This window comes from Pseudarthrobacter sp. SORGH_AS 212, assembly GCF_030818145.1.
Classification (GTDB): Bacteria; Actinomycetota; Actinomycetes; order Actinomycetales; family Micrococcaceae; genus Arthrobacter.
The window spans coordinates 3,928,182-3,951,385 of record NZ_JAUTAA010000001.1; the positions used below are offsets into that span (position 1 = coordinate 3,928,182).

Below are 23,204 nucleotides of genomic sequence, written 5' to 3' on the forward strand. Positions count from 1 at the left end.
TTGCTGCTGCCGGAAGGAGTTCGAGGTCAGTTATGCCACTTCAGCACCGCTGAAGTCCGCATATCGGGTCGAACTCCCTGAGGGTGAGGTCAGGCCTCGCCTCCGGTGTTGCCGGTGGTGCCGGCATTGACGTTGAGCAGCTTGTACTTCTCGATCGCCTTGACCGGGGCGCCGGCATCCACTTCGCCGCGGCGTGCCAGCATCTCCAGGGCACGCACCACGATGGAGTGGGTGTCGTTTTTGAAGAAGCGGCGGGCTGCTGCGCGGGTGTCGGAGAAGCCGAAGCCGTCGGCGCCGAGGGTGGCGAATTCGTTGGGGACGAACTGCCGGATCTGGTCGGGGACGGCTTTCATGTAGTCGGAGACGGCGACGACGGGGCCGGTGGCGCCTTCGAGCTGCTGGGTGACGAACGGGACCCGGGCGGGTTGTTCGGGGTTGAGGAAGGCTTCTTCTTCGGCGGCGAGGCCGTCGCGCCGGAGTTCGTTCCAGGAGGTGACGGACCAGACGTCGGCGGAGACGGACCAGTCTTCGGCAAGGATGCGCTGGGCTTCGAGGGCCCAGGGCACGGACACGCCGGAGGCCAGGATCTGGGTGCGGGGGCCGTCGATCTTTGCCGGGGCGAGCAGGTAAATGCCCTTGATGACGCCTTCGACGTCGAGTTCGGCAGGTTCTGCCGGCTGGACGATCGGCTCGTTGTAGACCGTGAGGTAGTACATCAGGTTCCGGTCATCCGAGTCCGGCCCGTACATGCGTTCGAGGCCGTCGCGGATGATGTGCCCCATTTCGTAGCCGTAGGCGGGGTCATAGGTGACTACGGCGGGGTTGGTGGAGGCGAGCAGGGGGGAGTGGCCGTCGGCGTGTTGGAGGCCTTCGCCGGTGAGGGTGGTCCGTCCTGCGGTGGCGCCGATGATGAAGCCGCGGGTCATTTGGTCTGCTGCGGCCCAGAAGGCGTCGCCGGTGCGTTGGAAGCCGAACATGGAGTAGAACACGTAGACCGGGACGAGGGGTACGCCGTGGGTGGCGTAGGCGGTGCCGGCGGCGGTGAAGGCTGCCACGGCGCCGGCTTCGTTGATGCCGGGGTGGATGAGCTGGCCGGCGGGGGATTCCTTGTAGGCCAGGACCAGGTCGCGGTCCACGGAGAGGTAGTTCTGGCCCTTGGGGTTGTAGATCTTCGCCGTCGGGAAGAACGCATCCATACCGAACGTACGGGCCTCATCCGGGATGATCGGGGCGATGTGCTTGCCGAAGTTCTTATCCCGCATCAGGTCCTTCAGGAGCCGCACGAACGCCATGGTGGTGGCGGCCTGCTGCTTCCCGGAGCCGCGCTTGGCAACCTCGTAGGTCTTCGCTTCAGGCAGCACGATCTCGGCGTGCTTGGAACGGCGTTCCGGCACCGACCCGCCGAGGGCTGCGCGGCGCTCCATCATGTACTTGATTTCCGGAGCGTCCGTGCCCGGGTGGTAGTACGGAGGGCGGTAGGTGTCCTGCTCGAGCTGCTCGTCGGTGACCGGGATCCGCAGGTGGTCGCGGAACTTCTTCAGGTCATCAAGGGTCAGCTTCTTCATCTGGTGGGTCGCGTTGCGGCCCTCGAAGTGCGGTCCGAGTCCGTAGCCTTTGACGGTTTTGGCGAGGATGACGGTGGGTTTGCCCTTGAATTCGGTGGCGGCTTTGTAGGCTGCGTAGACCTTGCGGTAGTCGTGGCCGCCGCGTTTGAGGTTCCAGATCTGGTCGTCGGTGAGGTCCGCGACCATGTCCTTGGTGGCGGGGTCCTTGCCGAAGAAGTGTTCGCGGACGAACCCGCCGGATTCGGCCTTGTAGGTCTGGTAGTCACCGTCGGGGGTTTCATTCATGATCTTCACCAGGGACCCGTTGGTGTCCTGGGTGAGGAGGTCATCCCATTCCCGGCCCCAGACGACCTTGATCACGTTCCAGCCCGCGCCGCGGAAGAACGCTTCGAGTTCCTGCATGATCTTCCCGTTGCCCCGGACCGGCCCGTCGAGGCGCTGGAGGTTGCAGTTGATCACGAAGTTCAGGTTGTCCAGGTTCTCGTTCGCGGCGAGCTGGAGCAGGCCGCGGGATTCGGGCTCGTCCATTTCCCCGTCGCCCAGGAACGCCCAGACCTGCTGGTCGGACGTGTTTTTCAGGCCGCGGTTGTGCAGGTACCGGTTGGACTGGGCCTGGTAGATCGCGTTCATCGGGCCGATACCCATGGACACGGTGGGGAATTCCCAGAAGTCCGGCATCAGGCGCGGGTGCGGGTAGGAGGACAGGGCGTGGCCGGCCCGGGACTTTTCCTGCCGGAACCCGTCCAGGTCCTCCTCGGTTAGGCGCCCTTCCATGAACGCGCGGGCGTACATGCCGGGGGAGGCGTGGCCCTGGAAGAAGACCTGGTCCCCGCCGCCGGGGGCGTCCTTGCCGCGGAAGAAGTGGTTGAAGCCGACCTCGTACAGGGTCGCGGCACCGGCGTAGGTGGAGATGTGCCCGCCCACCCCGATCTCGGGCCGCTGCGCCCGGTGCACCATGACCGCGGCGTTCCACCGCATGTACGCCCGGTACCGGCGTTCGTACTCTTCGTTGCCCGGGAACGGTGCTTCCTGGTCCACGGGGATCGTGTTCACGTAATCGGTGGTGGTGACCATCGGCACCCCGACACTCTGCGCGCCCGCACGCTGCAGCAGGCTCCGCATAATGTACTGGGCACGCTCGGTACCCTGTTCCCGGATCAACGCATCCAGGGACTCAACCCACTCCGCAGTCTCTTCCGGATCACGATCAGGCAGCTGGTCAGTCAACCCGCTGAGGATATGGGAGGTATCTTCTCCTGCAGCCACGTCCAACCTCTCTTTGCGCGCATAGATCGGCGCACTCAGGCCAGGCAGGGTGACTGCCCGGCAAACGTACGCCGTGTGCGACGTATCGGTTACATCAGCCCGGTCATGTGTGCCGGGCAGGGTTCCTAGAGCTCCTACGTCTGCACGGAGTTACAAGGTTGTTGTCCTGCAGGCATAGTCGTCATCAGCCACTCTAACCGTCGGGGCAAGCCGATGCGTAGCCGTGGCTTTGGCGCGACAGTTGTATTTCGCCGTCATACTGGTTGTGTGACGAAGGGCCGCTGCGACGCAGGCAGAAAGCCCCGGTGTGACGCAGAATATGCGCAATTCCGGGTATGCCAGCTTGAAGCGCAGGCACAAAGGGTGTTGGCTTGGGAGTAATGGAAATCACTATGCAGACTGCATATCAAACGTATTGGAGGAACACGTGAGCGAGGCCGACGCCGCCACTTCGGTAAATGTGGCGGAAAAATTGGGTTTCAAAAATGGGGATCTGATTCAGGAGTTCGGTTACGACGACGACGTCGACTTCGACTTGCGTGACGACATCGAGGACCTCACCGGCGCAGACATGCTCGACGAGGATGACCATGAAGTGGCGGACGCCGTCATTTTCTGGTGGCGTGACGGCGACGGTGACCTGGTGGACAGCCTGATGGACTCGCTGACCACCCTCAGCGAAAGCGGTGTGGTCTGGATCCTGACGCCGAAGTCCGGCCGGGACGGATACGTCTCGCCTGCCGACATCCAGGAAGCAGCGCCCACCGCCGGGCTGCACGTCACTACGTCGGCCGGGGTCTCCAAGGACTGGAGCGCAACAAGGCTGGTCAGCAGGAAGAACAAGTGACGCCTGCGCCTGCTGCTGCCACCACCCTGCTGGCTGCAGGCGACCCGGCGCCGGACTTTGAACTTTCCAACCAGTTTGGCGAACCGGTCCGGCTATCGTCGTTCCGCGGCCAGAACGTTGTTCTGGTCTTCTACCCGTTTGCCTTTTCCGGCATCTGCACGGGCGAACTCTGCGAGATCAGGGATAACCTCGCCTCGTTTGAGGACTCGAATGCCGCCGTCGTGGCTGTCTCCGTCGACAGCAAGTTCAGCCTCCGGGCATACGCCGGGCAGGAAGGCTACAGCTTCGACCTGCTCGCTGACTTCTGGCCACACGGCGGCGTTGCCCGCGCCTACGGTGTCTTCGATGAAGACAGTGGCATGGCCAAGCGTGGCACGTTCATCATCGATGCCGGCGGCGTCATCCGGTACACCGTGGTCAACCCCCGCGGCCAGGCACGTGACTTCTCCGCCTACCGCACCGCGCTGGCCGGGCTGGAACAGGCCTGACAGCAGTGGAAAAGGGGCGGCATGGGGTGGGACTCACCGGGTTCGCCAGCATGCCGCGCGTCGAACCGGCGCACCCATCCAGCCGGGACCTTGAGGTCCTGGGCCTGATCCGCGACCTCCTGTCGGGAGCGCCGTTCGCCTTGCTCACAGGGGCGGGCCTGAGCACTGATTCCGGGATTCCCGACTACCGAGGGCCCGGGTCCCCGCCACGCTCGCCCATGACCTACCAGGAGTTCGTCAGGGACCCGGCCAACAGGCAGCGGTACTGGGCACGGAACCACATCGGCTGGTCCCACCTCCGCCATGCCGACCCCAACCATGGACACCTCGCGGCAGCAGAGCTCGAGCGCCGGGGATACCTGACGGGCCTCATTACGCAGAATGTAGACCGGCTCCATGAGGACGCAGGAAGCACCAATGTGGTGGACCTCCACGGCCGGTATGACCAGGTGGTCTGCCTCGATTGCGGCCGCACCTACTCCCGCGGGCTCCTGGCCGGCATGCTGGGTGAACTCAATCCGGGTTTCCTGGAGCAGGCCGAGGCATCAGGCCTCGTGGAGATGGCCCCGGACGCGGACGCCACGGTGGAGGACCTGGGCCTGATCGGCGGCTTCGTCGTTGCAGTTTGCCCTGCGTGCGGCGGGACACTGAAACCGGACTTCGTGTACTTCGGGGAGAACGTGCCGAAGGACCGTGTGGAACGGTCCTATGCGATGGTGGATGAGGCTGCGGCCCTGGTGGTGGCCGGTTCATCCCTGACCGTCATGAGCGGCCTGCGTTTTGTCCGCCATGCCGCCAAGGAAGGCAAACCGGTGGTGATCATCAACCGCGGCGAGACCCGCGGGGACGACAAAGCCACCATCAAGCTTGAGGCCGGCGTGAGCGAATCACTGAAATGGTTGGCGGAACGGCTCCCACCGCTCTGACCTGCCGGAATACCCATAAGTCAGGCCCGTGATCCCGATTCGCGTTTAGCCGCCTCTGTCCGGTAGAGTCTATGTTCGTTGGTTTGCGGCTTATCGAAAGCAATCCAATGGCAAGGGTCTTTAGCTCAGCTGGTAGAGCGCCACGTTTACACCGTGGATGTCATCGGTTCGATCCCGGTAGGACCCACCAATAACCCGCCTGCCATGCTTCCCGAAGCACGGCAGGCGGGTTTTTCCTTTCCCTTTGCAGGCACAATGCCGGCATGGTCCGGCCGGAGTGCGGTGTCAGACCCCCGCCATAACGTACAGGGCATGGAACACGTGATAGTCCGCGACGGCGGCAATGGAATACCTGCATCTGTGGTTTGCCGGGGGCGGGAGTGGCTGCTGGGCGCCGAACCGGTCAGGTGGTTCGAACGGGTCAACTGGTGGGAGACCAACCGCCGGATGCCCAAGGGCCGGAGCAGGGTGGACGTAGAGGTCTTGCAGGTCCAGGTACGCCTGGGAAGCAACGCTGGCTCAGCGCTGACCACCATGCTGCTTGAGCGGGACGGGCTCGGGGGAGGATGGCGGCTGCGGGATGCCGTTGCGGACGCCGCTTAGGGGGCCAGAACAGGCAGCGCGGGGCTTCCGGGCATTGGAAAACCCTCCACCGCGACTATTGGGGGATGCCGCGGTGGAGGGCCTAAAATGAATATACAGTGAAGTTCCGGAAACAAAAAGTCATTCCGGACTGTGTGCCGCCGGGGAAGCGAAGAAAGCGCTAACCTGCTGCCGCCCGTGCCGCTCAGCGCTTCACCGGGATGAAAACCCGTGGCTGTTCGGTCCAGGAATCGGACATCTGCGACATCGTCCTGCGCATGATGTGGTCGGATGCCTCTCGGGCAGCGGCCGCGTCGCCCCGCGAGATTGCTTCTGCAACATCCACGTGCCACTGCAGGGCGGCTTCGTGCGGGTGGTCGGGCATGAGACCGTGGACGGTACGTCCTGTCAGCGTCTCGGCCACCTGACCCATCAGGTTCGCGAACATCTCGTTCCCGGAGCCGGAAAGCAGCAGCGAGTGGAAGTGGATGTCGAGCTCAAGGAAGCGGGGCACCTCACCTTTGTTGCCGGCGTCCCGCATGGCGTAGGCAACGTCAACCAGCTCCAGGCGCAGCGGCGCGGGTGCATTCTGGGCCGCCAGCTCAGCCGCCACAGGCTCAACGGCCGCGCGGAGTTCTGCTAGGGACCGCAGCTGGGCACCGCGGGCGCTGCTTGCCAGCCGCCAGCGGATGACCTGTGGATCGAACGGATTCCACCGGCTGGCGGGCAGGACGCGGATACCCACCCGTTTGGTGGTCTCCACCAGCCCCAGGGACTGCAGCACACGGACAGCTTCCCGGATCACCGAGCGGGAAACCTTCAGCTCGACTTCGAGCTGTTCTGCAAGCATGAGGTGGCCTGCGGGCAATTCACCCGAGATGATGCGGGTGCCAAGATTTTCGATGGCACGGTGGTGCAGGCTGCTTGTCATGCTGCAAGCCTAGTGCGCAGCAGCGCACGGCCATGCTCCGGGGATGGACCGCGGCAGGACCGGTCTGGTCCACTGTATGGGCGTTACTTTCCTGTGACCCGAAGAATATATATGCTTTATTCCGACAGCTTGATCAGCGCAGCGCCGCCCGTCCGGGCAGGCCTGCCGCATTTTCCGCCGTACGCAATGAATTGGAGTTTTGATGTCTGCACACATCGGTGTCACCGGCCTCGCGGTGATGGGCGCCAACCTGGCACGCAACCTGGCCCGCAACGGCTTCACCGTGGCCCTGCACAACCGGTCCGTGGAAAAGACGGACACCCTGCTGGAAAAGTACGGTAGCGAAGGCGACTTCGTCCGCACCGAGACTCTCCAGGAGCTCGTCGATTCGCTGGAGAAGCCCCGCCGGGTCCTGATCATGGTCAAGGCCGGCAAGCCGGTCGACTCGGTCATCGAGCAGCTTGAGCCGCTTCTCGAAGCTGGCGACATCATCATTGACGCCGGCAACTCGCACTACGAGGACACCCGCCGGCGTGAAGCAGCCCTGGCCAAGAAGGACCTGCACTTCGTGGGCGTTGGCGTGTCCGGCGGCGAGGAAGGCGCGCTGAACGGCCCGTCCATCATGCCCGGCGGCTCCAAGGAGTCCTACAAGGCCCTCGGGCCCCTGCTCGAGAAGATCTCCGCCAAGGTCGACGGCGAGCCCTGCTGCGCCTGGGTTGGCACCGACGGCGCCGGCCACTTCGTCAAGATGGTCCACAACGGCATTGAATACGCCGACATGCAGGTTATCGGCGAGGCCTTCGACCTGCTCCGCTCCGGCGCAGGCATCGAGCCGGCCGAACAGTCGAAGATCTTCACGGAATGGAACAAGGGAGACCTGTCCTCCTTCCTGATCGAAATTTCTGCTGAGGTCCTGGGGCACGTGGACGCCAAGACCGGCAAGCCCTTCGTCGACGTCGTGGTGGATGCTGCCGGCCAGAAGGGCACCGGCCGCTGGACCGTTATCTCCGCGCTGGAACTGGGCTCGCCGGTGTCCGGCATCGCCGAATCCGTCTTCGCCCGTGCATTGTCCTCGCAGGCGGGCCAGCGCAAGCTCGGCCAGGAACTGCTGGCCGGCAACGAAGCTTCAGTTGAAATCCCGGAAACCTTCGTCGAAGACGTCCGCCAGGCGCTCTACGCTTCCAAGCTCGTTTCCTACGCCCAAGGCCTGGACATGCTCACGTCGTCGGCCAAGGAATACGGCTGGGACCTGAAGCTGGACGAGATCGCCTCGCTGTGGCGTGCCGGCTGCATCATCCGCGCCGAACTCCTCAAGGACATCACCAAGGCCTACGCCGCCGACGAGAAGCCTGCCAACCTGCTGTTTGCCCCGGCCTTCACCAAGGCCATCGCGGACGCTCTGCCGGCTTGGCGCCGCGTCGTGGCCACTGCCGTGCAGCTCGGTATCCCGGTGCCCGTGTTCTCGTCCTCGCTGGCCTACTACGACGGCCTGCGCCGCAAGCGCGTCGCTGCCGCCCTCATCCAGGGCCAGCGTGACCTGTTCGGTGCCCACACCTACGGCCGCGTGGACGCCGAAGGCACGTTCCACACGCTCTGGGGCGAAGACAAGTCCGAGATCGAAGCGGTAGACACCCACTAGCGTCCACCGATACAACGCAGAAGGCGGGCAGTTCCCGGAAATTCCTGGAACTGCCCGCCTTTTGCGTTGCCCGGCCGCGGTGCGTCCAGGTTCGCTCGGCACCCCGGCCGGGCGTCAGATGCGGTATTCGATATCGTACTCGGCGGGGTCGACTGCGGGTTTGGTCTCCCGCTGCGCGTCACGGTGCCGCCATTTGGCAGGCACGCCGGTCACGATCGACTCCGGCGGAGCGTCCTTGACCACCACTGCGTTGGCGCCCACAGCGCTGTCCCGGCCGATGGTAATGGGGCCGAGGATCTTAGCGCCGGCCCCGATGGTCACGCGGTCACCGATGGTGGGGTGACGCTTAATCCGGGCCAGCGAACGGCCGCCCAGCGTGACGCCGTGGTAGATCATGACGTCCTCGCCGATCTCGGCGGTTTCGCCGATGACCACGCCCATGCCGTGATCGATAAAGAACCGGCGGCCGATGGTGGCGCCGGGATGGATCTCGATTCCGGTGGTAAACCTGCCCAGCTGTGAAATGAGCCGGGCAGGAAAACGCAGCGCCGGCTTCTGCCACAGGCGGTGTGTCAGCCGGTGGATCCAGATGGCGTGCAGGCCGGAATAAGCGAAAAAGTTTTCGAGGGAACCCCGAGCCGCCGGGTCGTGCGACCGGGCGGCGTCGAGGTCCTCTTTTAGTCTTGCGAAAAAGCCCACAAAGTTCTTTCTACAGGAAACGGGCGAACTGCGCGGTCTGATCAGCCGCGGATGTCGTCATAGAGAACGGTGGAGATGTAACGCTCACCGAAATCGCAGACGATGGCAACAATCAGCTTGCCGGCGTTTTCCGGGCGCTTAGCCAGCTCCAGGGCGCCCCAGACGATGGCACCGGACGAGATACCGCCCAGGATGCCTTCCTTGACGCCAAGTTCGCGGGCAACGCGGACGGAGTCCTCAAGAGTTGCGTCCAGCACCTCGTCGTAAACGTTGGTGTCCAGCAGTTCGGGAATGAAGTTGGCACCCAGGCCCTGGATTTTGTGCGGGCCGGGCGCGCCGCCGTTAAGGATGGGGGAGTCCTTGGGCTCGATTGCCACGATCTGGACGCCGGGCTTGCGTTCCTTGAGGACCTGGCCGACGCCGGTAATGGTGCCGCCGGTGCCGATGCCGGCAACGAAGATGTCAACCTCGCCGTCGGTGTCGGCCCAGATTTCCTCGGCCGTGGTGTCGCGGTGGACTTGGGGGTTGGCCTCGTTGGCGAACTGCTGTGCCCAGATGGAGTTTTCGGTGTTGGCCACGATTTCCTGGGCCTTTTCCACGGCACCGCGCATGCCCTCGGAGCCAGGCGTCAAGACGATTTCGGCACCGAAAGCGCGGAGCATCACACGGCGTTCCGTGGACATGGTTTCGGGCATGGTGAGGATGACCTTGTAGCCGCGGGCTGCACCCACCATGGCAAGGGCGATTCCGGTGTTGCCGGAGGTGCCTTCCACGATCGTGCCGCCCGGCTTCAGCGCACCGGACTTTTCGGCAGCGTCGATGATGGCTACACCGATGCGGTCCTTCACACTGTTGGCCGGGTTGTAGAACTCAAGCTTTACGGCAACGGTTGCACCCAGCCCCTCGCTGAGCCGGTTCAGCCTGACCAGCGGGGTGCGGCCTACCAACTGCGTTACGTCGTCATAAATCCGTGCCATGTAGATACGCCTATCTCTGAGGGGTGAATACTGAGGTCAGCCTAACGAGGCCGCGTAATGCTGGCTAAGCGTTAAGCCATGCAGAGTAATATTTCCTGGCCTTGGCGAGTTTGGGGTTGATGATGACCTGGCAGTAGCCCTGCTCGGGATGTTTTGCGTAGTAGTCCTGGTGGAACTCCTCGGCAACGTGGAACCGGGGGAGGCGGCTGACCTCGGTGACGATCGGGTGGCTCCACAGGGCCTGGTTCCGGTCGATGGCCTCCTCGAAGAGGATCTTCTCTTCGGTGGTTTCGTAGAACATCGAGGAGCGGTACTGGGTCCCCACGTCGTAGCCCTGCCGGTTCAGCGTGGTGGGGTCGTGAAGGGCGAAAAACATGTCAAGCACCACCTCGGCAGGGATGACATCCTCGTCGAAGGTCACGGCCACCACTTCGGCGTGACCGGTGGTTCCGCTGCAGACTGAGTAGTAGTCAGGGTACGGATCGTGGCCGCCCGTATAGCCGGACACCACCGCCGTGACACCCTTGGTTTTCTGGTAGACGGCGTCGAGGCACCAGAAGCAGCCTCCGCCAAGAACAAAAGTTTTCATGACCTCTTCAATGGTTGGCAGCGCCGGATGATTCCCCGCGCATCCCGCGTCGCACCGGTGGCATGCCTGCGCCTGCCGGGCGATGGGGTAAAACTAAGACTATGGAACCTGTGGACACCGACGTTACCGGTCCGGACGAGCACGACGGCGACGCCCCCTTCGCCGGGCAGGCCGGGGACGAGCCGGACGGGGCTCCCACCCTCGGCGACCTGCTGCTCGCGGTGGAGGAACTGTGGCCTGAATCCCTGGCCGAAGGCTGGGACGAGGTTGGCCTCGTGGCGGGCCATCCGGCGGCGCCGGTCACCAAGGTGATGTTCGCCGTCGATCCCACGCTGGAGGTGATCGAGGAAGCGGTCGAATGGGGTGCAGAGCTCCTGATCACCCATCATCCGTTGCTTCTCAAAGGCGTCACGTCCGTTGCGGCCACGACTCCCAAAGGCCGGGCGGTCCACCGGCTGATCGAGTCCGGAACCGCCCTGCTGACCGTCCATACAAACGGTGATTCCGCCGTCGGGGGTGTGTCTGATGTGCTGGCCGACGCGCTGGGCCTCCAGGACGTCGCCCCGCTGACGCTGGCGGCCAACGGGTTGCCGGAGGAGGGAATCGGGCGCGTAGGGGACCTCGAGGACGCCATGACCCTGGGTGATTTCGCGGCCAGGGTATTCGGTATCCTGCCATCCGTAGCCGGGGGAGTGCGCGTCTCCGGTGACAAGGACGGCCTGGTCCGGCGGATCGCTGTGTGCGGCGGCGCGGGCGACTCACTGTTCAACGAAGTCCGGGCCAGCAATGCCGACGTCTACGTCACGGCCGACCTCCGGCACCACCCGGCATCGGAGGCGCGGGAAGCCGCGCTGAACGGACGTCCCTACCTCGTGGATGTGTCCCACTTCGCCAGCGAATGGCTCTGGCTGCCGGCCGCCGCGGCCGCCCTGGGCAACGTCCTCGCCGACCAGGGGCACGACGTCGAAATCCAGGTCAGCGCCACTAACAGCGATCCGTGGGACTTCATCCTTACTCCGGGCTGACCTTTCGCGTATCCGGCCAGGCAGGGAAGCGGGCCAGGCGCTAGAGTCGAGGAAGCGCCGGTAAGGTGCCCGGCCCCGGCCGGAGGGATCAAGCGGAGGTAACAGTGGCAAAGGCAGCACCGGCGGAACAGATCAAGTTGCTCGACCTGCAAGGCCTGGATGCAAAGCTCAAAGCCCTGGCCAGCCGCCGCCGTTCGCTGGAAAATGATCCCCGGATCAAAGACCTTGAAGCTGCCCTCTCCGTGGCCAGCGGCGAACTCGGTGCCGCGAAAGTTGCCGTGCACGACGCCGAAGCCGAGCTGAAGCGGGCCGAGGCGGACGTCGAGCAGGTGGCCACACGCATTGAGCGCGACGAAGCGCGCCTGAACAGCGGGACCGGCCTGTCCAAGGACCTGGTGGCACTCCAGAAGGACATCGCCTCGCTCAACAGAAGGCGTTCGGACCTCGAAGACGTGGAGTTGGAAGTCCTGGAACGCCTGGACACGCTCCGTGAGCGGCAGTCTGCGCAGCAGCAGATCGTGGACGATATCCAGGGCTCATTCGGCAGCATTCGTGCGGAGCTGGACAAGGAACTCGCCGCAGTCGACGCGGAGGCTGCAGACGTGCGGGGCAGGCGCAATGAGTTCGCCGCCGGACTGGACGCCGGGATGCTGGCCATTTATGAGAAGACCCTGGCCAAACGCGGCGTCGGCGCTGCCCGTCTGTTCCACGGCACATCGGAGGCCTCAGGCATGAAGCTCAGCCCCGGCGACCTCGCGGAGATCACCGCCGCTTCCGGTGACGACATCGTCTTTTGCCCCGACTCAGGTGCCATCCTGGTCCGCTCGGAGGAGTGGGCCTGACCGGGTCATGCAGCAGCTGGCGCCACGGTGGGGGCTAAAAAGGCATGTGGCGCTGCGGGTTGGACCGGGCAGGGGAGCCTCAGCCCGGCAGGATGACGTTCAGCGCATGCGGCTTCCGGGCAGTTCCGGGCACGAGCTCCGCAGTCCACCGCTCCTGTGCGGCCTTCAGGAGGCCGGCAGGCGTTGAGGGCGCTTTGCCGCGGCGCGAGAGCAGGTGCCGGGCCAGCTCGCCGCGGGTGTGCTTGGCAAAGTGGCTCACGACTTTCCGGACACCCCCGGCTTCGGTGAAGACGTTCACGGACACCGTCTGTCCTGCCGGCGGAGCCCACGCTGCCGCGTAGGTGCTGGACCGGCAGTCCACCAGCAGTTGGTCCCCCACGACGGAGGCGAGAGCCTCGGAAAGCTGCGGCTTCCAGAACGTGGCGAGGCGTCCGACGTCGGGCAGCGCCGTCCCCATCGACAGCCGGTAGGCGGGCACAGAGTCGCCGAAGCGGATGGCGCCCCACAGGGCCGATACCACCAGCACCGACTCATCAGCCTTGCGCCGCTGCGCCGGCGTCATGGTCCGGTAACCAAGGGCATCGTAAAGGACGCCGGAGTAGATGCGGTGCGCAGGGGCCGCCGGTTCAGCGTGCAGCCGCGTGTTGCGTACGACGTCGTCATGCAGCGATGCGCCCACGCCCAGGAGGTCGAGGGCGTCCTCGTGGGCACTGACGGTTCCCAGCGCCTCCAGTACCTTCGCCCGCGCAGGGTTGAGGCCGGGAAAGCCCAAAGACGACCAATCGACGGCGGCACCGTTGAGCGCGGGGGTCTTGCCTTCTGAAGGGGGGAGCAGAATCAGCACCGTCCGATCCTACCGGCGGCACCAGCAGCCGCCGGCGCCGGTAGACTGGAAGCGGATGGGACAGCCAGGCGGCCGCGCGTCACGAAAGTGGCTCGAGGAACGTCCGGGCTCCACAGGGCAGGGTGGTGGGTAACGCCCACTCGGGGTAACCCGCAGGCAAGTGCCACAGAGAACAGACCGCCTGCTTTTTCCGTTTTCGGAAAGCAGCAGGTAAGGGTGAAACGGTGGTGTAAGAGACCACCAGCTTCCCGGGCGACCGGGAAGGCTAGGTAAACCCCACCCGGAGCAAGGCCAGACAGGGCACGTTTGAGGGCTGCCCGCCCGAGTGTCCGGGTAGGCCGCTAGAGGGTGCCGGCAACGGTACCCGTAGATGGATGGCCGTCGCCCCAGTGCCGGCAACGGCACGGGGGAACAGAACCCGGCGTACCGGCTGTCCCATCCGCACAACTGGTTTGACCTTGGAAGATGTGTTGGGGATCCTGAACCGTGCCCGCAAATACCGATCCGCAGCCGGCCGGCCGACCCGCCGGACCCCAGACCCGCAACCTGCCCACGCAGGTCCTGGGCCTGCTGGCCTTCCTTGCCCTCTCCGTCACGGCCTGGGCATTGGCCACGGTTCCGATCCTGCTGAACATGCACGGCTGGTTCGCGGCCTCCGTGCAGGCACCCTGGATGCCGCCGCAGTGGATGTTCCGCTCCGTGTGGCTGCTGCTGTACGCCAGCATCGCCGTTGCCGCCTGGCTGGTCTGGCGGAAAGGGGCGCTCACCGGCGGCACCATGGCCGGCTACCTGATCCAGCTGGTGCTCAATGCCGCCTGGCCGCTGAGCTACTTCGGCCTTTACCCGCTGCTGGGCCCGGCCGCCCTTTGGGCCGCACTGGTGGTCCTCACCGGACTGGCAGGATGCCTGGTGTTCCTGATCCTGCGGTTTGGCCCGGTGAACGGCCTGGCCGGGCTGCTGGTGCTGCCCTACTTCTCCTGGGTGGTCTTCTCCTGCAGCCTCAACCTCTACGCCGCACTTCACAACTGAACGCCGTGTGAGTGATTTCACGCCCGGCGGGCCTGTTCCCCGGGCCGCGCCAAATTAGAATGGATTCCGGACGTAGGGGTTCTTCCGCTGGAATTGCGTTCGCATCCGGCGGTTTTTCTTTGCACACGATCCAGGCGCCTGGGGGCCGAACCCCGCAGGCGTGGATGCCCCTGGACATCATCAGGTGGCCTACAACCGCATACGAGGACGTATGCGGCTGAACCGAGGAAGGTATTTCTGTGAGCCAGACGTCAGATTCTTGTCTTGATACGTGGATGGGCCGCGAGGCCCTCGCCGAGGCCATGATTCCGGTGATCGGCCGGCTGTACCGCGAAAACAACGTGGTCACGAGCATCCATGGCCGGAGCCTGATCAACAAGTCCACCATGAACATCCTCAAGGCACACCGTTTCGCCCGCCGGATGAGCAAGGACGAACTCCTCCTGGAGGAGACCGCACCCCTGCTGAACACCCTTGCCGGGCTGGAGCTCGGCGCCGCGGCCATCGACATTGCCCGGCTCAACCAGAAGTTCAAGGAAGAGGGCAACGGCGCCACCCTTGAAGAGTTCCTCCGCGCCGAGCTGGCCGACGTCGTGGGCAAGCGGGGCGGCGACGACCGCACCAGCACCGACGTCGTCCTCTACGGTTTCGGACGCATTGGCCGGCTCCTCGCCCGCCTGCTGGTCGAAAAGGCCGGTGGCGGCCACGGCCTGCGCCTGCGCGCCATCGTGGTCCGCCGTGGCTCCGACAACGACCTGCTGAAGCGCGCCAGCCTGTTGCGCCGCGACTCCGTGCACGGCTCCTTCGAAGGCACCATCCGCGTCGACGAGGAGGCCAACACCATCACGGCAAACGGCGTCCGGATCCAGGTCATCTACTCGAACGATCCCGCCACCATTGACTACACCGCCTACGGCATCAACAACGCCCTGGTGGTGGACAACACCGGCCGCTGGCGCGACGCCGAAGGCCTCTCCCAGCACCTGCAGAGCAAGGGCGCCGCCCGCGTCCTGCTCACCGCACCTGGCAAGGGCGAGCTGAAGAACATCGTCCACGGCATCAACCACGGCACCATCGAGGACACGGACACGATCGTCTCTGCGGCGTCCTGCACCACGAACGCCATCACCCCGGTGCTGAAGGCCCTCAACGACAAGTTCGGCGTGATCCACGGCCACGTTGAGACGGTCCACTCGTTCACCAACGACCAGAACCTGATCGATAACTTCCACAAGGGCGACCGCCGGGGCCGGTCCGCTGCCCTGAACATGGTCATCACCGAAACCGGAGCCGCGAAGGCAGTTGCCAAGGCCCTGCCCGAGCTGCTCGGCAAGCTCACCGGCAGCTCCATCCGCGTCCCTACCCCGGATGTGTCGCTGGCCATCCTGAACCTGAGCCTGGAAAACGGGACCACCAAGGACGAGGTCAACAACTACCTCCGCGAGATGTCGCTGCACTCGGACCTGCGCAAGCAGATCGACTACATCGATTCGCCTGAAGTCGTCTCCACCGACTTCGTCGGTTCCCGCCGTGCCGGCATCGTCGACGGACTCGCTACGGTCTCCACCGATAAGAACCTGGTGGTCTATGTCTGGTACGACAACGAATTCGGCTACAGCTGCCAGGTGGTCCGGGTCATGGAAGAAATGGCCGGCGTGAACCCGCCGTCGTTCCCTGCCAAGGAGAGCGCCAAGGCCCTGGCGGCCATCGCCGTCTGACCTTTCCTCTTCCTTTTGGGTGAATTCCCGGCTGGTTCTCTGGAATCAGCCGGGAATCGGGCCCACACTTGGGGAATGGAAAACGATCAGGCCCTTGAGCACGAAACCACGCTGGAACACGCATTTGACGTAGCGAAGGCCAATCACAAGGAAGCGCTCCGGCTGCTGGACGGCGCCAAGGCCGCCCATGCCTCGGGCGACGTCACCGCTGAACGGGTGCAGCAGCTTGAAAGTTTGCTGGCCGTCGCCGAGGAGGACCTCCGGAGGGTGTCACGGGAGTTGTAGCGGTGACGCCGTGACCCATCACTCGTCCTGCACACTGTGGATATCCATGGGCGGCGGTTCCCTGTGACCTAGGCTCAGGTGGTGCTCCAACCCCACCTCCGAAATGCCGTCCAGTGACCGTCAGTTGGTCCGCCTACCGGCGGGCGCGACGCCGTTCCCGGCAGGCCTGGGCACTGCTGGCAGTGGGCGGTGTCGCTGCCCTGGGGCTACTGGGCTGGTTTTTCACAGCGGGGCAGTTTGAGATTGCCGCCCCTGCGGCGGACGGCCCCACAGCGGCTCCCGTATTTGATGCCGCGTGGATGAAACCGGTGGCAGCGGTCCATGAAGTCCCCCGGGGCTTAGCTGCGGACGTGTTGGAAGCACTCCCCGTCAAGGGCCGGGCAGGCAAGGACAACTACAGCCGCGAGGCTTTCGGGCAGGCCTGGCTCGACGTTGACCGCAACGGCTGCGACACGCGTAATGACATCCTCCGCCGGGACCTGGCCGGCGCTGTCTTTGCGGAAGGCTCGAAGTGCCGCATCTCCGCAGGACACTTCCAGGAGCCCTATACGGGAAAGCCCATCGAGTTCCGCCGCGGCCAGGACAGCAGCGCCGCCGTCCAGATCGATCACGTGGTGGCCCTCTCCGACGCCTGGCAGAAGGGCGCCCAGGCCCTGACCCCGCGCCAGCGGCAAGACCTGGCGAATGATCCCCTGAATCTGATCGCCGCAGACGGCCCGAGCAACCAGCAAAAGGGCGCGGGCGACGCCGCAACCTGGCTTCCGAAGAACAAGTCCATCAGGTGCCACTACGTAGCCCGGCAGGTGTCCGTCAAAGCGGCGTACGGGCTGTGGGTGACGGAGGCCGAGAAGGACGCGATGAAGCGGGTCCTGGGCTCGTGCCCCGGCCAGCAGACCATCAGGGCACCCTGAGCCAGGTCACCGGCTGGTCAGTGCCCGAACGGGTCCGGGTCCACGCCCGGCAGCCAAGTCAGGCCGGGAACGCCCCAACCGTTCTTCTTTGCCGTCTTCCTGGCCTTGCGGGCATACCTGTCCATCAGTCGGTTGACGTACAGTTTGCCGTCCAGGTGGTCGTATTCATGCTGGATGACCCTGGCAAACCATCCGGTGGCCTCGAACTTCACGGGCTCGCCGTTGCCGTCAAAACCTTCCACCCGTGCCCACTCGGCGCGCTTGAGCGGGTACTGGTCGCCGGGAAACGACAGGCACCCTTCCTCTTCCTCATCGGGGTCGGGAGCAGCTCCGGAGATCTTTGACAGCGTGAGCACAGGGTTGACCAAAACGCCGCTGGCGGGTGCGTCGTCGTCGTTCGCGTACTTGTAGACGAAGATCCTCTTGCCCACCCCTACCTGCGGTGCTGCCAGCCCCACGCCGTTGGCGGCATCGTTCGTCTCAAACATGTCCGCAATCAGGGTGCGCAGTTCGTCGTCGAAAACTTCCACTTCGGAAGCCCGGCGGTGCAGCACGGGTTCGCCCCAGATGGTGATGGGCAAAACGGTCATCTTCGCTGTCCTTCGGCTTGCGGCCCCGCAGCGGGCGCAGGGCGGTGATGCAAAAAATAGTGAAAAACAAAGGAGGCCGCACCGGAAAAATCCGATGCGGCCTCCTTTGGGCGGCTGCAATGCCGCCCTCTGAGGGTGAGCTACGGGGGTTGAACCCGCGACCTCCTGGACCACAACCAGGCGCTCTGCCAACTGAGCTAAGCCCACCATGTGCCCCGCAGTGTGACCGGCTTCCCGGCCCTCTGGAAAGGCAACTCAAATAGCTTACCTGCTCTTTGGGGATGCTTCGTGCACTTTTGGCGTTTTCAGCCAAAAATCCTGAAAGTGTGGCGCAGATTACTTTTCGGGCAGGCCAGCCTCAGGGCTGGTAATCCGCCGTGCGATCTTTTGCGCCGTTGAGCTGTCCGGGCCGGGCGCCGGTACGAAGACTGCGTCCCGGTAGTAGCGGAGTTCGTCGATGGAGTCCCGGATGTCACCCAGGGCGCGGTGGCCGCCCTTCTTGGCCGGGGACTGGAAGTACGCGCGGGCGAACCAGCGGCGGGACAGTTCCTTGATGGTGCTGACGTCGATCACGCGGTAGTGCAGGTGCTCCACGATGGCGGGCATATCCCTGGACAGGAAGACCCGGTCTGTTCCCACCGAGTTGCCGCCCAGCGGTGCCTTCCGCGGCTCCGGCACCCATTCGGCGATGTACTCCATCACTGCCGTTTCTGCCTCGGCCATCGTCTTGCCCGCCGGCAGTTCCTTGAGGAGCCCGGATTTGGTGTGCATGTCCCGGACAAAGTCGTTCATCTGCGCGACGGCGGCGTCATCGGGTTTGATGACGACGTCGACCCCCTCGCCGAGGATGTTCAACTCGGAGTCGGTGACCAGCGCGGCCACCTCGATCAGGGCGTCGTTCTTGATGTCCAGACCGGTCATTTCGCAGTCAATCCAGACGATTCTTTCGTTTGTTATAGGCACCGGACCAGCCTACCGTTACACCTCCTGCCAACCGGCCGGTGCTAGGATTTTCGAATACGTGGCGAGTCACCCCGCTGTGTGGAAACGCGCCCCGGACAGGCCCGGCGGCCTGTGGGCGCGGCCTGCGAAAACGCACGAAGATTGGACAACCCTGATATGACGGCGCCTTTGCCCGCGGCGGGCGGAATGGCTGCCGCCGCCCCGGCCGTCAACGGCGGTGCCGAGATGGACGATCCGCGGTCGCCGATCCTTGCAGGCTTCGTTGGCTCCATGTTCATGCTGGTCGGATCCCTGGGGGTCGGCTGGCTGGCGCCCGTCTCCGAACTGCGCAGGATGCCCCTGTTCATCTGGATGCGCGCCGAGGCCGCCGGGGTGGCACTGTCCATCATCCTCCTGGCCGTCGGCGGCATGCTCCTGGTGCGGGCCTGGCTGCGGCTTGGCCAGAAAGTCCACGTGTGGGGAGCGCAGGCGCGCAGCGCCACGCTCAAGGCGATCCTGGCATGGGGCCTGCCCATGGTGGTGTGTGTCCCGCTGTTCAGCCGGGACGTTTATGCCTACATCGGCCAGGGCCGCCTCATGGTTGAAGGGTTCAACCCCTACGAGAACGGCATCTCAGCCCTGTCGAACTATTTCCAGCTGGGCGCCGACAAAATGTGGACCGAAGCGCCGGTTCCGTACGGCCAGCTGTTCCTGTGGATCGAGCAGTTCGTGGTCTGGTCAACCAATGTCCAGCCCGAAGCCAGCGTGATGCTGTTCCGGCTGGTGGCGGTAGCGGGGGTGGTGCTGTGCGTCATCTACGTGCCGAAACTGGCCGAACTGCACGGCGTCAACCCGCACCGGGCGCTGTGGCTGACGGCGGCCAACCCGCTGTTCCTGACCAACTTCATCGCCAGCGTCCACAACGATTCCCTCATGATCGGCCTGGCCCTCGCCGGCCTGTATTACTGCGCCACGCACCGGGTGGTGCGCGGCATTGTCCTGGTAACGCTGTCCATCGCGGTCAAGCCCATCACGATAGTCTTCCTGCCCTTCATCGGCCTGCTCTGGGCCGGGCAGAATGCCGGCTGGGTCCGCAAGTTTTCCTTTTGGGCGCTGACGGCCGGCATCAGCCTGGGCCTCCTGGTTCTGATGGGCCTGGTGAATGGGTTCGGGTTCGGGTGGATCAATGGGCTCTCGGCCCCCGGCAGCATCGCCATCTGGTACGCCCCGGTGGGCCTGGTCGGGATGATCGTGGCCTCGCTGGCGAATTCGTTTGGCCTGGACGGCAGTGTCTTCGCAGGGTGGGTGTTCGACGCCGGAAAGCTCCTGGCGGTGGGCATCGTGGCCTGGCTGATTTTGCGGGGCGACTATGACCGGCTGATGCGGCGGCTTACGCTCGGATTCGCCGCCATCGTCCTGTTGGCCCCCATCATCCAGTCCTGGTACGTGGTGTGGCTCATTCCGCTCTTTGCGGTCACCGGCATCCGCAACGACTGGCAGGTCAAGGCGCTCTATTTTGTGGTGTCTTTCTTCATGATCTACGCCATCTCGGACCAGCTTGAAGTCTTCCCCTACCTCCAGGCCGATGACCTGGGCTTCGCGTTGACCCTGGCCCGGGTCGCGGCGGCTGTGACAGGCCTGCTGTTCGGCCTCTACCTGATCTTCTGGGATCCCTCGACGAAACGGCTGTTCCGCAAGACCGGCGACCTGGTTGTTGTACGCCCGGTCATTTAGCGGCGCGCAGCCCGGCCATTGAGCCTTCGCAGGGCTTCCCGCCGCGACAGGGGGCTGATGACGGCCGAGTGCTTAGCCACGAAGGCCGCCACCCAGTCCGGTGAGGTTTTGGCGTACTCCCGCAGCGCCCATCCGATGGCCTTCCGGACGAAAAATTCTCCGTCTCCCAGGTTTGGTTCGATCACCGCGGCCAGCAGTGCGGTGTCCGTGGCGGCCTTAGCCTTCAGTTGGGCGATGATGGAGGCCCGCCTGAACCAGAAGTCCTCATCGGTGCTCCAAGCGCGCAGCACCGCAGTCATTTCCTCGCGGTGGGCCTGAAGCAGGCCGAAGGTGCGCCCAGAAACGCCATCCACGAAGTCCCACCAGGCGCCGGTACGGATGATTTCCTCGTAGACCGGCAGCATGTGCAGGTCCCGGGACACCATCCTGTTCGCGGTCAAATCAATGGCAGCGTACCGCTCCTCGCGCACCTCGGAGTGGCGCCACAGATCGAGGACGGTGGCACGCAGTTCCTCCCCGGACCGGAACGGCGCCGCGGCAGCCGCGTCCTTCGCGATCCGGCGAACTTCCGGCACCCGGACTCCCAGCGAAGGAAGGCTCGACCTCATATATGCCTGGGCGCCCGCTGCCCGCGCGGGATCGGCATGTTCCCGCAGCTCAGACCGGATTGTGGCGAGCACCTCGGTGTTGGAAGTTGCTGGGCTTTCCATGAGGCAACCTTAGCCAGCGCCGGGCCACCGCAGCCATGACCTCCACAGCCCCGGTAACGCTCAGGGCGCCGCTGTTGCAGCTTCGGGGGCGGCTGACTGGCCGGCGTTCGTCCAACCGGCTCGCTCCAGCCACGCCGCGCACAGTGCCGGCCACTCCTCGGCGCCCGGTGCTCCGGCTGCCAGGCCGATGCCGTGCCGGCCATGCGGAAAGACATGGAGTTCTGCGGGTACGCCGGCGTCGAAAAGCGCCTGCGCGTATCCCAGACTGTGGCTGACGGGCACCGCCTCGTCGTCGGCCGTGTGCCACAGGAAAGCCGGCGGGGTCTGGGAGGTCACCTGACGGTCCGCGGAAAGAGTCGAGAGCAGGTCCGGGGACGGTGCGTGGCCCACGAGGTTGTCTACCGACCCCTGGTGCACGTCCCGGGCCAACGACACCACGGGGTAGCACAGCACTGCCAAGTCAGGCACGGAGCCGGGGACATCGAGGGCCGGGACTCCCGTGGAAACCGCCGTCGACAGTGTTGCAGCGAGGTGGCCGCCCGCCGAGAATCCCAGCACCCCGATCCGTTCCGGATCCACCGCCAGGCCATGGGCGCCGCTGCGGATGTACAGCATGGCTTCCTTGGCATCCACCAGGGGAGCGGGGTGCCGGTGGGGAGCTACCCGGTAGCGCAGGACAAATGCGTGAATACCCAGCGAGGCGAGCCATTCGGCCACGGGTTCGGCCTCATGGTCCGCCTGCCGCGCATAGCCGCCGCCGGGCAGGACCAGGACGGCGGGCCGCAACCCGCCATCAGGGCAACGGGCGGGAACTGAGGTCAGGCCGTTCGGCGCCATCAGTCCGTGGCCTCCGTGCTGCGGCGCAGCATGACCCTGCCGGTCACCGGAAGCGGTGCGGAATCCTGTTCGTCGCCGTCGGCCGTGGGTGGTGCAGTGGCCCTGGTGGCGAGCCGGCCAATCTCCTCCAGCGGCAGGCTGACCGTGGAGAGTGCAGGCCTGAAATCGCGCAGGGTCTCGATGTCGTCGAAGCCCGCGATCCGTGCGTCGCGCGGGATGCGGAGGCCTTCTGCCCGTAAAGCGGCGGCCGCACCGATGGCCATGACGTCATTGACAGCGAAAATACCCAGCCCGTTGCCAGCCGGCCGGCCGCCTTCGCCGGTTCCCCCGGCCTTGATCCGTGCCGCCAGCTTGAGGCCGGCGTCGTATCCTCCGGACCGGTTGAAGGAGTTCCGCAGTACCTCGGCGGGGCCGCGGCCTGCCCGGCTGAGCCCTTCCTGGAAGCCGCGGATCCGGTCATCGGAGGTGAAGAGCCCTTCCGGGCCGCCGATGATGACGAAGTCGCCTTCCCAGCCCGCGGCCAGTTCCACGGCCAAGTCTGCGGCAAGTTCCTGGTTGGGGACAGACACCACGTGGTAGCCCTCCGGGGCGGCGGCGCCCACTACGGGGTGTCCCACCACAGCAACCTGCCCTCCGTTGCGGCAGTAGCGGTCCAGTTCCGCGGCCAGTTCCGCGTTGTCGTCCCCGTCTTCAGCCCGGGACGAGCGCGAGCCGGCGATCACGATCGAGTCTGCGCGCCGCGCAGCGAAGGCGGCAACTGCTTCCTTTTCTTCCCCGGGAGCTCCGCCTGTTGTGGCCAGCAGCACCATCCGGCGCTGTTCGCGGGCAGCCTCCTGGACGCCCCTGGCAATTGCCGCGAAGTAGGGGTCCGCGATGTCGTGGACGATCAGGCCTATCAGGCCGGAACTCGACTTCGCCAGTCCCTGTGCCTGTGCGTTGGGAATGTAGCCCAGTGAATCTGCCGCCTGGCGGACCCGCTCGGCGATGTCCTTGCCGGGCTTGCGCGCTGAGCCGTTGAGGACGCGGGAGGCGGTGGCGGGAGACACCCCGGCAAGCCGGGCCACCTCGGTGAGGGTACTAGCAGCCACAGCAGCTCCTGGACGTCGGGGAAGATAACGGTCACCACATTATGGCAGTTGAAAGTTCTTGCGGAAAGCGCTTGCCAAATCCGGCGGGAGCGGTGCATGATGGAACAAGTGGGAATGCGCTTTCCCAATCAGGCTTGAGT

The 23,204-nt window shown here is 65.0% G+C and carries 23 protein-coding genes, 2 tRNA genes and 1 other RNA gene; 14 read left to right on the forward strand and 12 right to left on the reverse strand.

The genetic code is table 11. The annotated features are described in order from the left end of the window. Positions 1-89 precede the first annotated feature (89 nt). Positions 90-2,831 carry a pyruvate dehydrogenase (acetyl-transferring), homodimeric type gene (gene aceE / locus QE394_RS18015; protein ID WP_349035186.1) on the reverse strand — a complete coding sequence of 914 codons (2,742 nt, stop codon included), beginning with the start codon at positions 2,829-2,831 and terminating at the stop codon, positions 90-92. Positions 2,832-3,258: 427 nt separating this feature from the next. Between aceE and QE394_RS18020 the strand changes: the two genes are divergently transcribed. The 5 genes from QE394_RS18020 (at position 3,259) to QE394_RS18040 (ending at position 5,695) form a co-directional block, all read left to right on the forward strand. Next, positions 3,259-3,678 (forward strand): DUF3052 domain-containing protein, encoded by a 420-nt coding sequence (locus QE394_RS18020; RefSeq protein WP_015937387.1) that lies wholly within the window; start codon positions 3,259-3,261, stop codon positions 3,676-3,678. Further along, positions 3,675-4,166 carry a peroxiredoxin gene (locus tag QE394_RS18025; protein WP_056079876.1) on the forward strand — a complete coding sequence of 164 codons (492 nt, stop codon included), beginning with the start codon at positions 3,675-3,677 and terminating at the stop codon, positions 4,164-4,166. The genes QE394_RS18020 and QE394_RS18025 overlap by 4 nt, the downstream gene beginning before the upstream one ends. A 5-nt stretch (positions 4,167-4,171) precedes the next feature. Further along, positions 4,172-5,092, forward strand: coding sequence for a Sir2 family NAD-dependent protein deacetylase (locus QE394_RS18030; RefSeq protein WP_156368388.1), 921 nt, complete (start codon positions 4,172-4,174; stop codon positions 5,090-5,092). A gap of 114 nt (positions 5,093-5,206) precedes the next feature. Continuing rightward, a tRNA-Val gene (locus QE394_RS18035) sits at positions 5,207-5,282 on the forward strand. Between the two features lie 122 nt (positions 5,283-5,404). Continuing rightward, the gene (locus QE394_RS18040; RefSeq protein ID WP_056079985.1) at positions 5,405-5,695 is read left to right on the forward strand and encodes a hypothetical protein; all 291 of its coding nucleotides are present in this window, start codon (positions 5,405-5,407) and stop codon (positions 5,693-5,695) included. 184 nt (positions 5,696-5,879) lie between these two features. Here QE394_RS18040 and QE394_RS18045 read toward each other — a convergent pair whose 3' ends face one another. Next, the gene (locus QE394_RS18045) at positions 5,880-6,605 is read right to left on the reverse strand and encodes an FCD domain-containing protein (protein WP_056079873.1); all 726 of its coding nucleotides are present in this window, start codon (positions 6,603-6,605) and stop codon (positions 5,880-5,882) included. Positions 6,606-6,807: 202 nt separating this feature from the next. On the opposite strand from QE394_RS18045, the gene gndA reads away from it, so the two are divergent. Next, positions 6,808-8,244, forward strand: a complete 1,437-nt coding sequence (gene gndA / locus QE394_RS18050) for an NADP-dependent phosphogluconate dehydrogenase (protein WP_056079871.1) — start codon at positions 6,808-6,810, stop codon at positions 8,242-8,244. Between the two features lie 114 nt (positions 8,245-8,358). Here gndA and epsC read toward each other — a convergent pair whose 3' ends face one another. From epsC to msrA, 3 genes are all read right to left on the reverse strand, one after another. Beyond that, positions 8,359-8,943 (reverse strand): serine O-acetyltransferase EpsC, encoded by a 585-nt coding sequence (gene epsC / locus QE394_RS18055; protein ID WP_056079868.1) that lies wholly within the window; start codon positions 8,941-8,943, stop codon positions 8,359-8,361. Between the two features lie 41 nt (positions 8,944-8,984). Further along, entirely contained in the window at positions 8,985-9,920 is a 936-nt protein-coding gene (cysK, locus tag QE394_RS18060) for a cysteine synthase A (protein ID WP_056079866.1), read from the reverse strand. A gap of 64 nt (positions 9,921-9,984) precedes the next feature. Beyond that, complete coding sequence (gene msrA / locus QE394_RS18065) at positions 9,985-10,509, reverse strand: peptide-methionine (S)-S-oxide reductase MsrA (protein WP_261619014.1); 525 nt, start codon at positions 10,507-10,509, stop codon at positions 9,985-9,987. 110 nt (positions 10,510-10,619) lie between these two features. On the opposite strand from msrA, the gene QE394_RS18070 reads away from it, so the two are divergent. Together QE394_RS18070 and QE394_RS18075 are read left to right on the forward strand one after the other, a co-directional pair. Further along, complete coding sequence (locus QE394_RS18070) at positions 10,620-11,534, forward strand: Nif3-like dinuclear metal center hexameric protein (RefSeq protein WP_349035431.1); 915 nt, start codon at positions 10,620-10,622, stop codon at positions 11,532-11,534. Between the two features lie 104 nt (positions 11,535-11,638). Further along, a complete protein-coding gene (locus QE394_RS18075) occupies positions 11,639-12,376 on the forward strand; it encodes a C4-type zinc ribbon domain-containing protein (RefSeq protein WP_056079856.1) in 738 nt (245 codons plus the stop codon). A 79-nt stretch (positions 12,377-12,455) separates the two neighbouring features. On the opposite strand, the gene QE394_RS18080 is transcribed toward QE394_RS18075, so the two are convergent. After that, the gene (locus QE394_RS18080; RefSeq protein ID WP_056079854.1) at positions 12,456-13,220 is read right to left on the reverse strand and encodes a peroxide stress protein YaaA; all 765 of its coding nucleotides are present in this window, start codon (positions 13,218-13,220) and stop codon (positions 12,456-12,458) included. Positions 13,221-13,276: 56 nt separating this feature from the next. On the opposite strand from QE394_RS18080, the gene rnpB reads away from it, so the two are divergent. From rnpB to QE394_RS18105, 5 genes are all read left to right on the forward strand, one after another. Beyond that, positions 13,277-13,662: RNase P RNA component class A (rnpB, locus tag QE394_RS18085), an RNA gene on the forward strand. Between the two features lie 44 nt (positions 13,663-13,706). Next, entirely contained in the window at positions 13,707-14,249 is a 543-nt protein-coding gene (locus QE394_RS18090; RefSeq protein ID WP_261619016.1) for a TspO/MBR family protein, read from the forward strand. A gap of 239 nt (positions 14,250-14,488) precedes the next feature. Continuing rightward, complete coding sequence (locus tag QE394_RS18095; RefSeq protein WP_082497388.1) at positions 14,489-15,967, forward strand: glyceraldehyde-3-phosphate dehydrogenase; 1,479 nt, start codon at positions 14,489-14,491, stop codon at positions 15,965-15,967. Between the two features lie 75 nt (positions 15,968-16,042). Further along, positions 16,043-16,252, forward strand: a complete 210-nt coding sequence (locus QE394_RS18100; RefSeq protein WP_056079844.1) for a hypothetical protein — start codon at positions 16,043-16,045, stop codon at positions 16,250-16,252. Between the two features lie 113 nt (positions 16,253-16,365). Beyond that, complete coding sequence (locus tag QE394_RS18105; protein WP_261619017.1) at positions 16,366-17,163, forward strand: HNH endonuclease family protein; 798 nt, start codon at positions 16,366-16,368, stop codon at positions 17,161-17,163. A 17-nt stretch (positions 17,164-17,180) separates the two neighbouring features. Here the strand turns inward: QE394_RS18105 and def are convergent, their stop codons facing one another. From def to orn, 3 genes are all read right to left on the reverse strand, one after another. Then, entirely contained in the window at positions 17,181-17,753 is a 573-nt protein-coding gene (gene def, locus QE394_RS18110) for a peptide deformylase (protein ID WP_261619018.1), read from the reverse strand. A gap of 134 nt (positions 17,754-17,887) precedes the next feature. Continuing rightward, positions 17,888-17,960: transfer RNA gene (locus QE394_RS18115), tRNA-His, on the reverse strand. A gap of 129 nt (positions 17,961-18,089) precedes the next feature. Further along, positions 18,090-18,716, reverse strand: coding sequence for an oligoribonuclease (gene orn, locus QE394_RS18120; protein ID WP_082497387.1), 627 nt, complete (start codon positions 18,714-18,716; stop codon positions 18,090-18,092). Positions 18,717-18,902: 186 nt separating this feature from the next. Here orn and mptB point away from each other — a divergent pair, with 186 nt between their 5' ends. Further along, a complete protein-coding gene (gene mptB / locus QE394_RS18125; RefSeq protein ID WP_349035432.1) occupies positions 18,903-20,429 on the forward strand; it encodes a polyprenol phosphomannose-dependent alpha 1,6 mannosyltransferase MptB in 1,527 nt (508 codons plus the stop codon). Here the strand turns inward: mptB and QE394_RS18130 are convergent. From QE394_RS18130 to QE394_RS18140, 3 genes are read right to left on the reverse strand one after another with little or no spacing between them, the layout of a single operon-like run. Beyond that, entirely contained in the window at positions 20,426-21,139 is a 714-nt protein-coding gene (locus QE394_RS18130) for a DNA alkylation repair protein (protein WP_349035187.1), read from the reverse strand. The two genes, mptB and QE394_RS18130, sit on opposite strands and share 4 nt — an antisense overlap. Before the next feature lie 60 nt (positions 21,140-21,199). Next, positions 21,200-21,976, reverse strand: coding sequence for an alpha/beta hydrolase (locus QE394_RS18135; protein ID WP_056079825.1), 777 nt, complete (start codon positions 21,974-21,976; stop codon positions 21,200-21,202). Then, a complete protein-coding gene (locus tag QE394_RS18140; protein ID WP_056079823.1) occupies positions 21,976-23,064 on the reverse strand; it encodes a LacI family DNA-binding transcriptional regulator in 1,089 nt (362 codons plus the stop codon). The genes QE394_RS18135 and QE394_RS18140 overlap by 1 nt, the downstream gene beginning before the upstream one ends. Positions 23,065-23,204 lie beyond the last annotated feature (140 nt).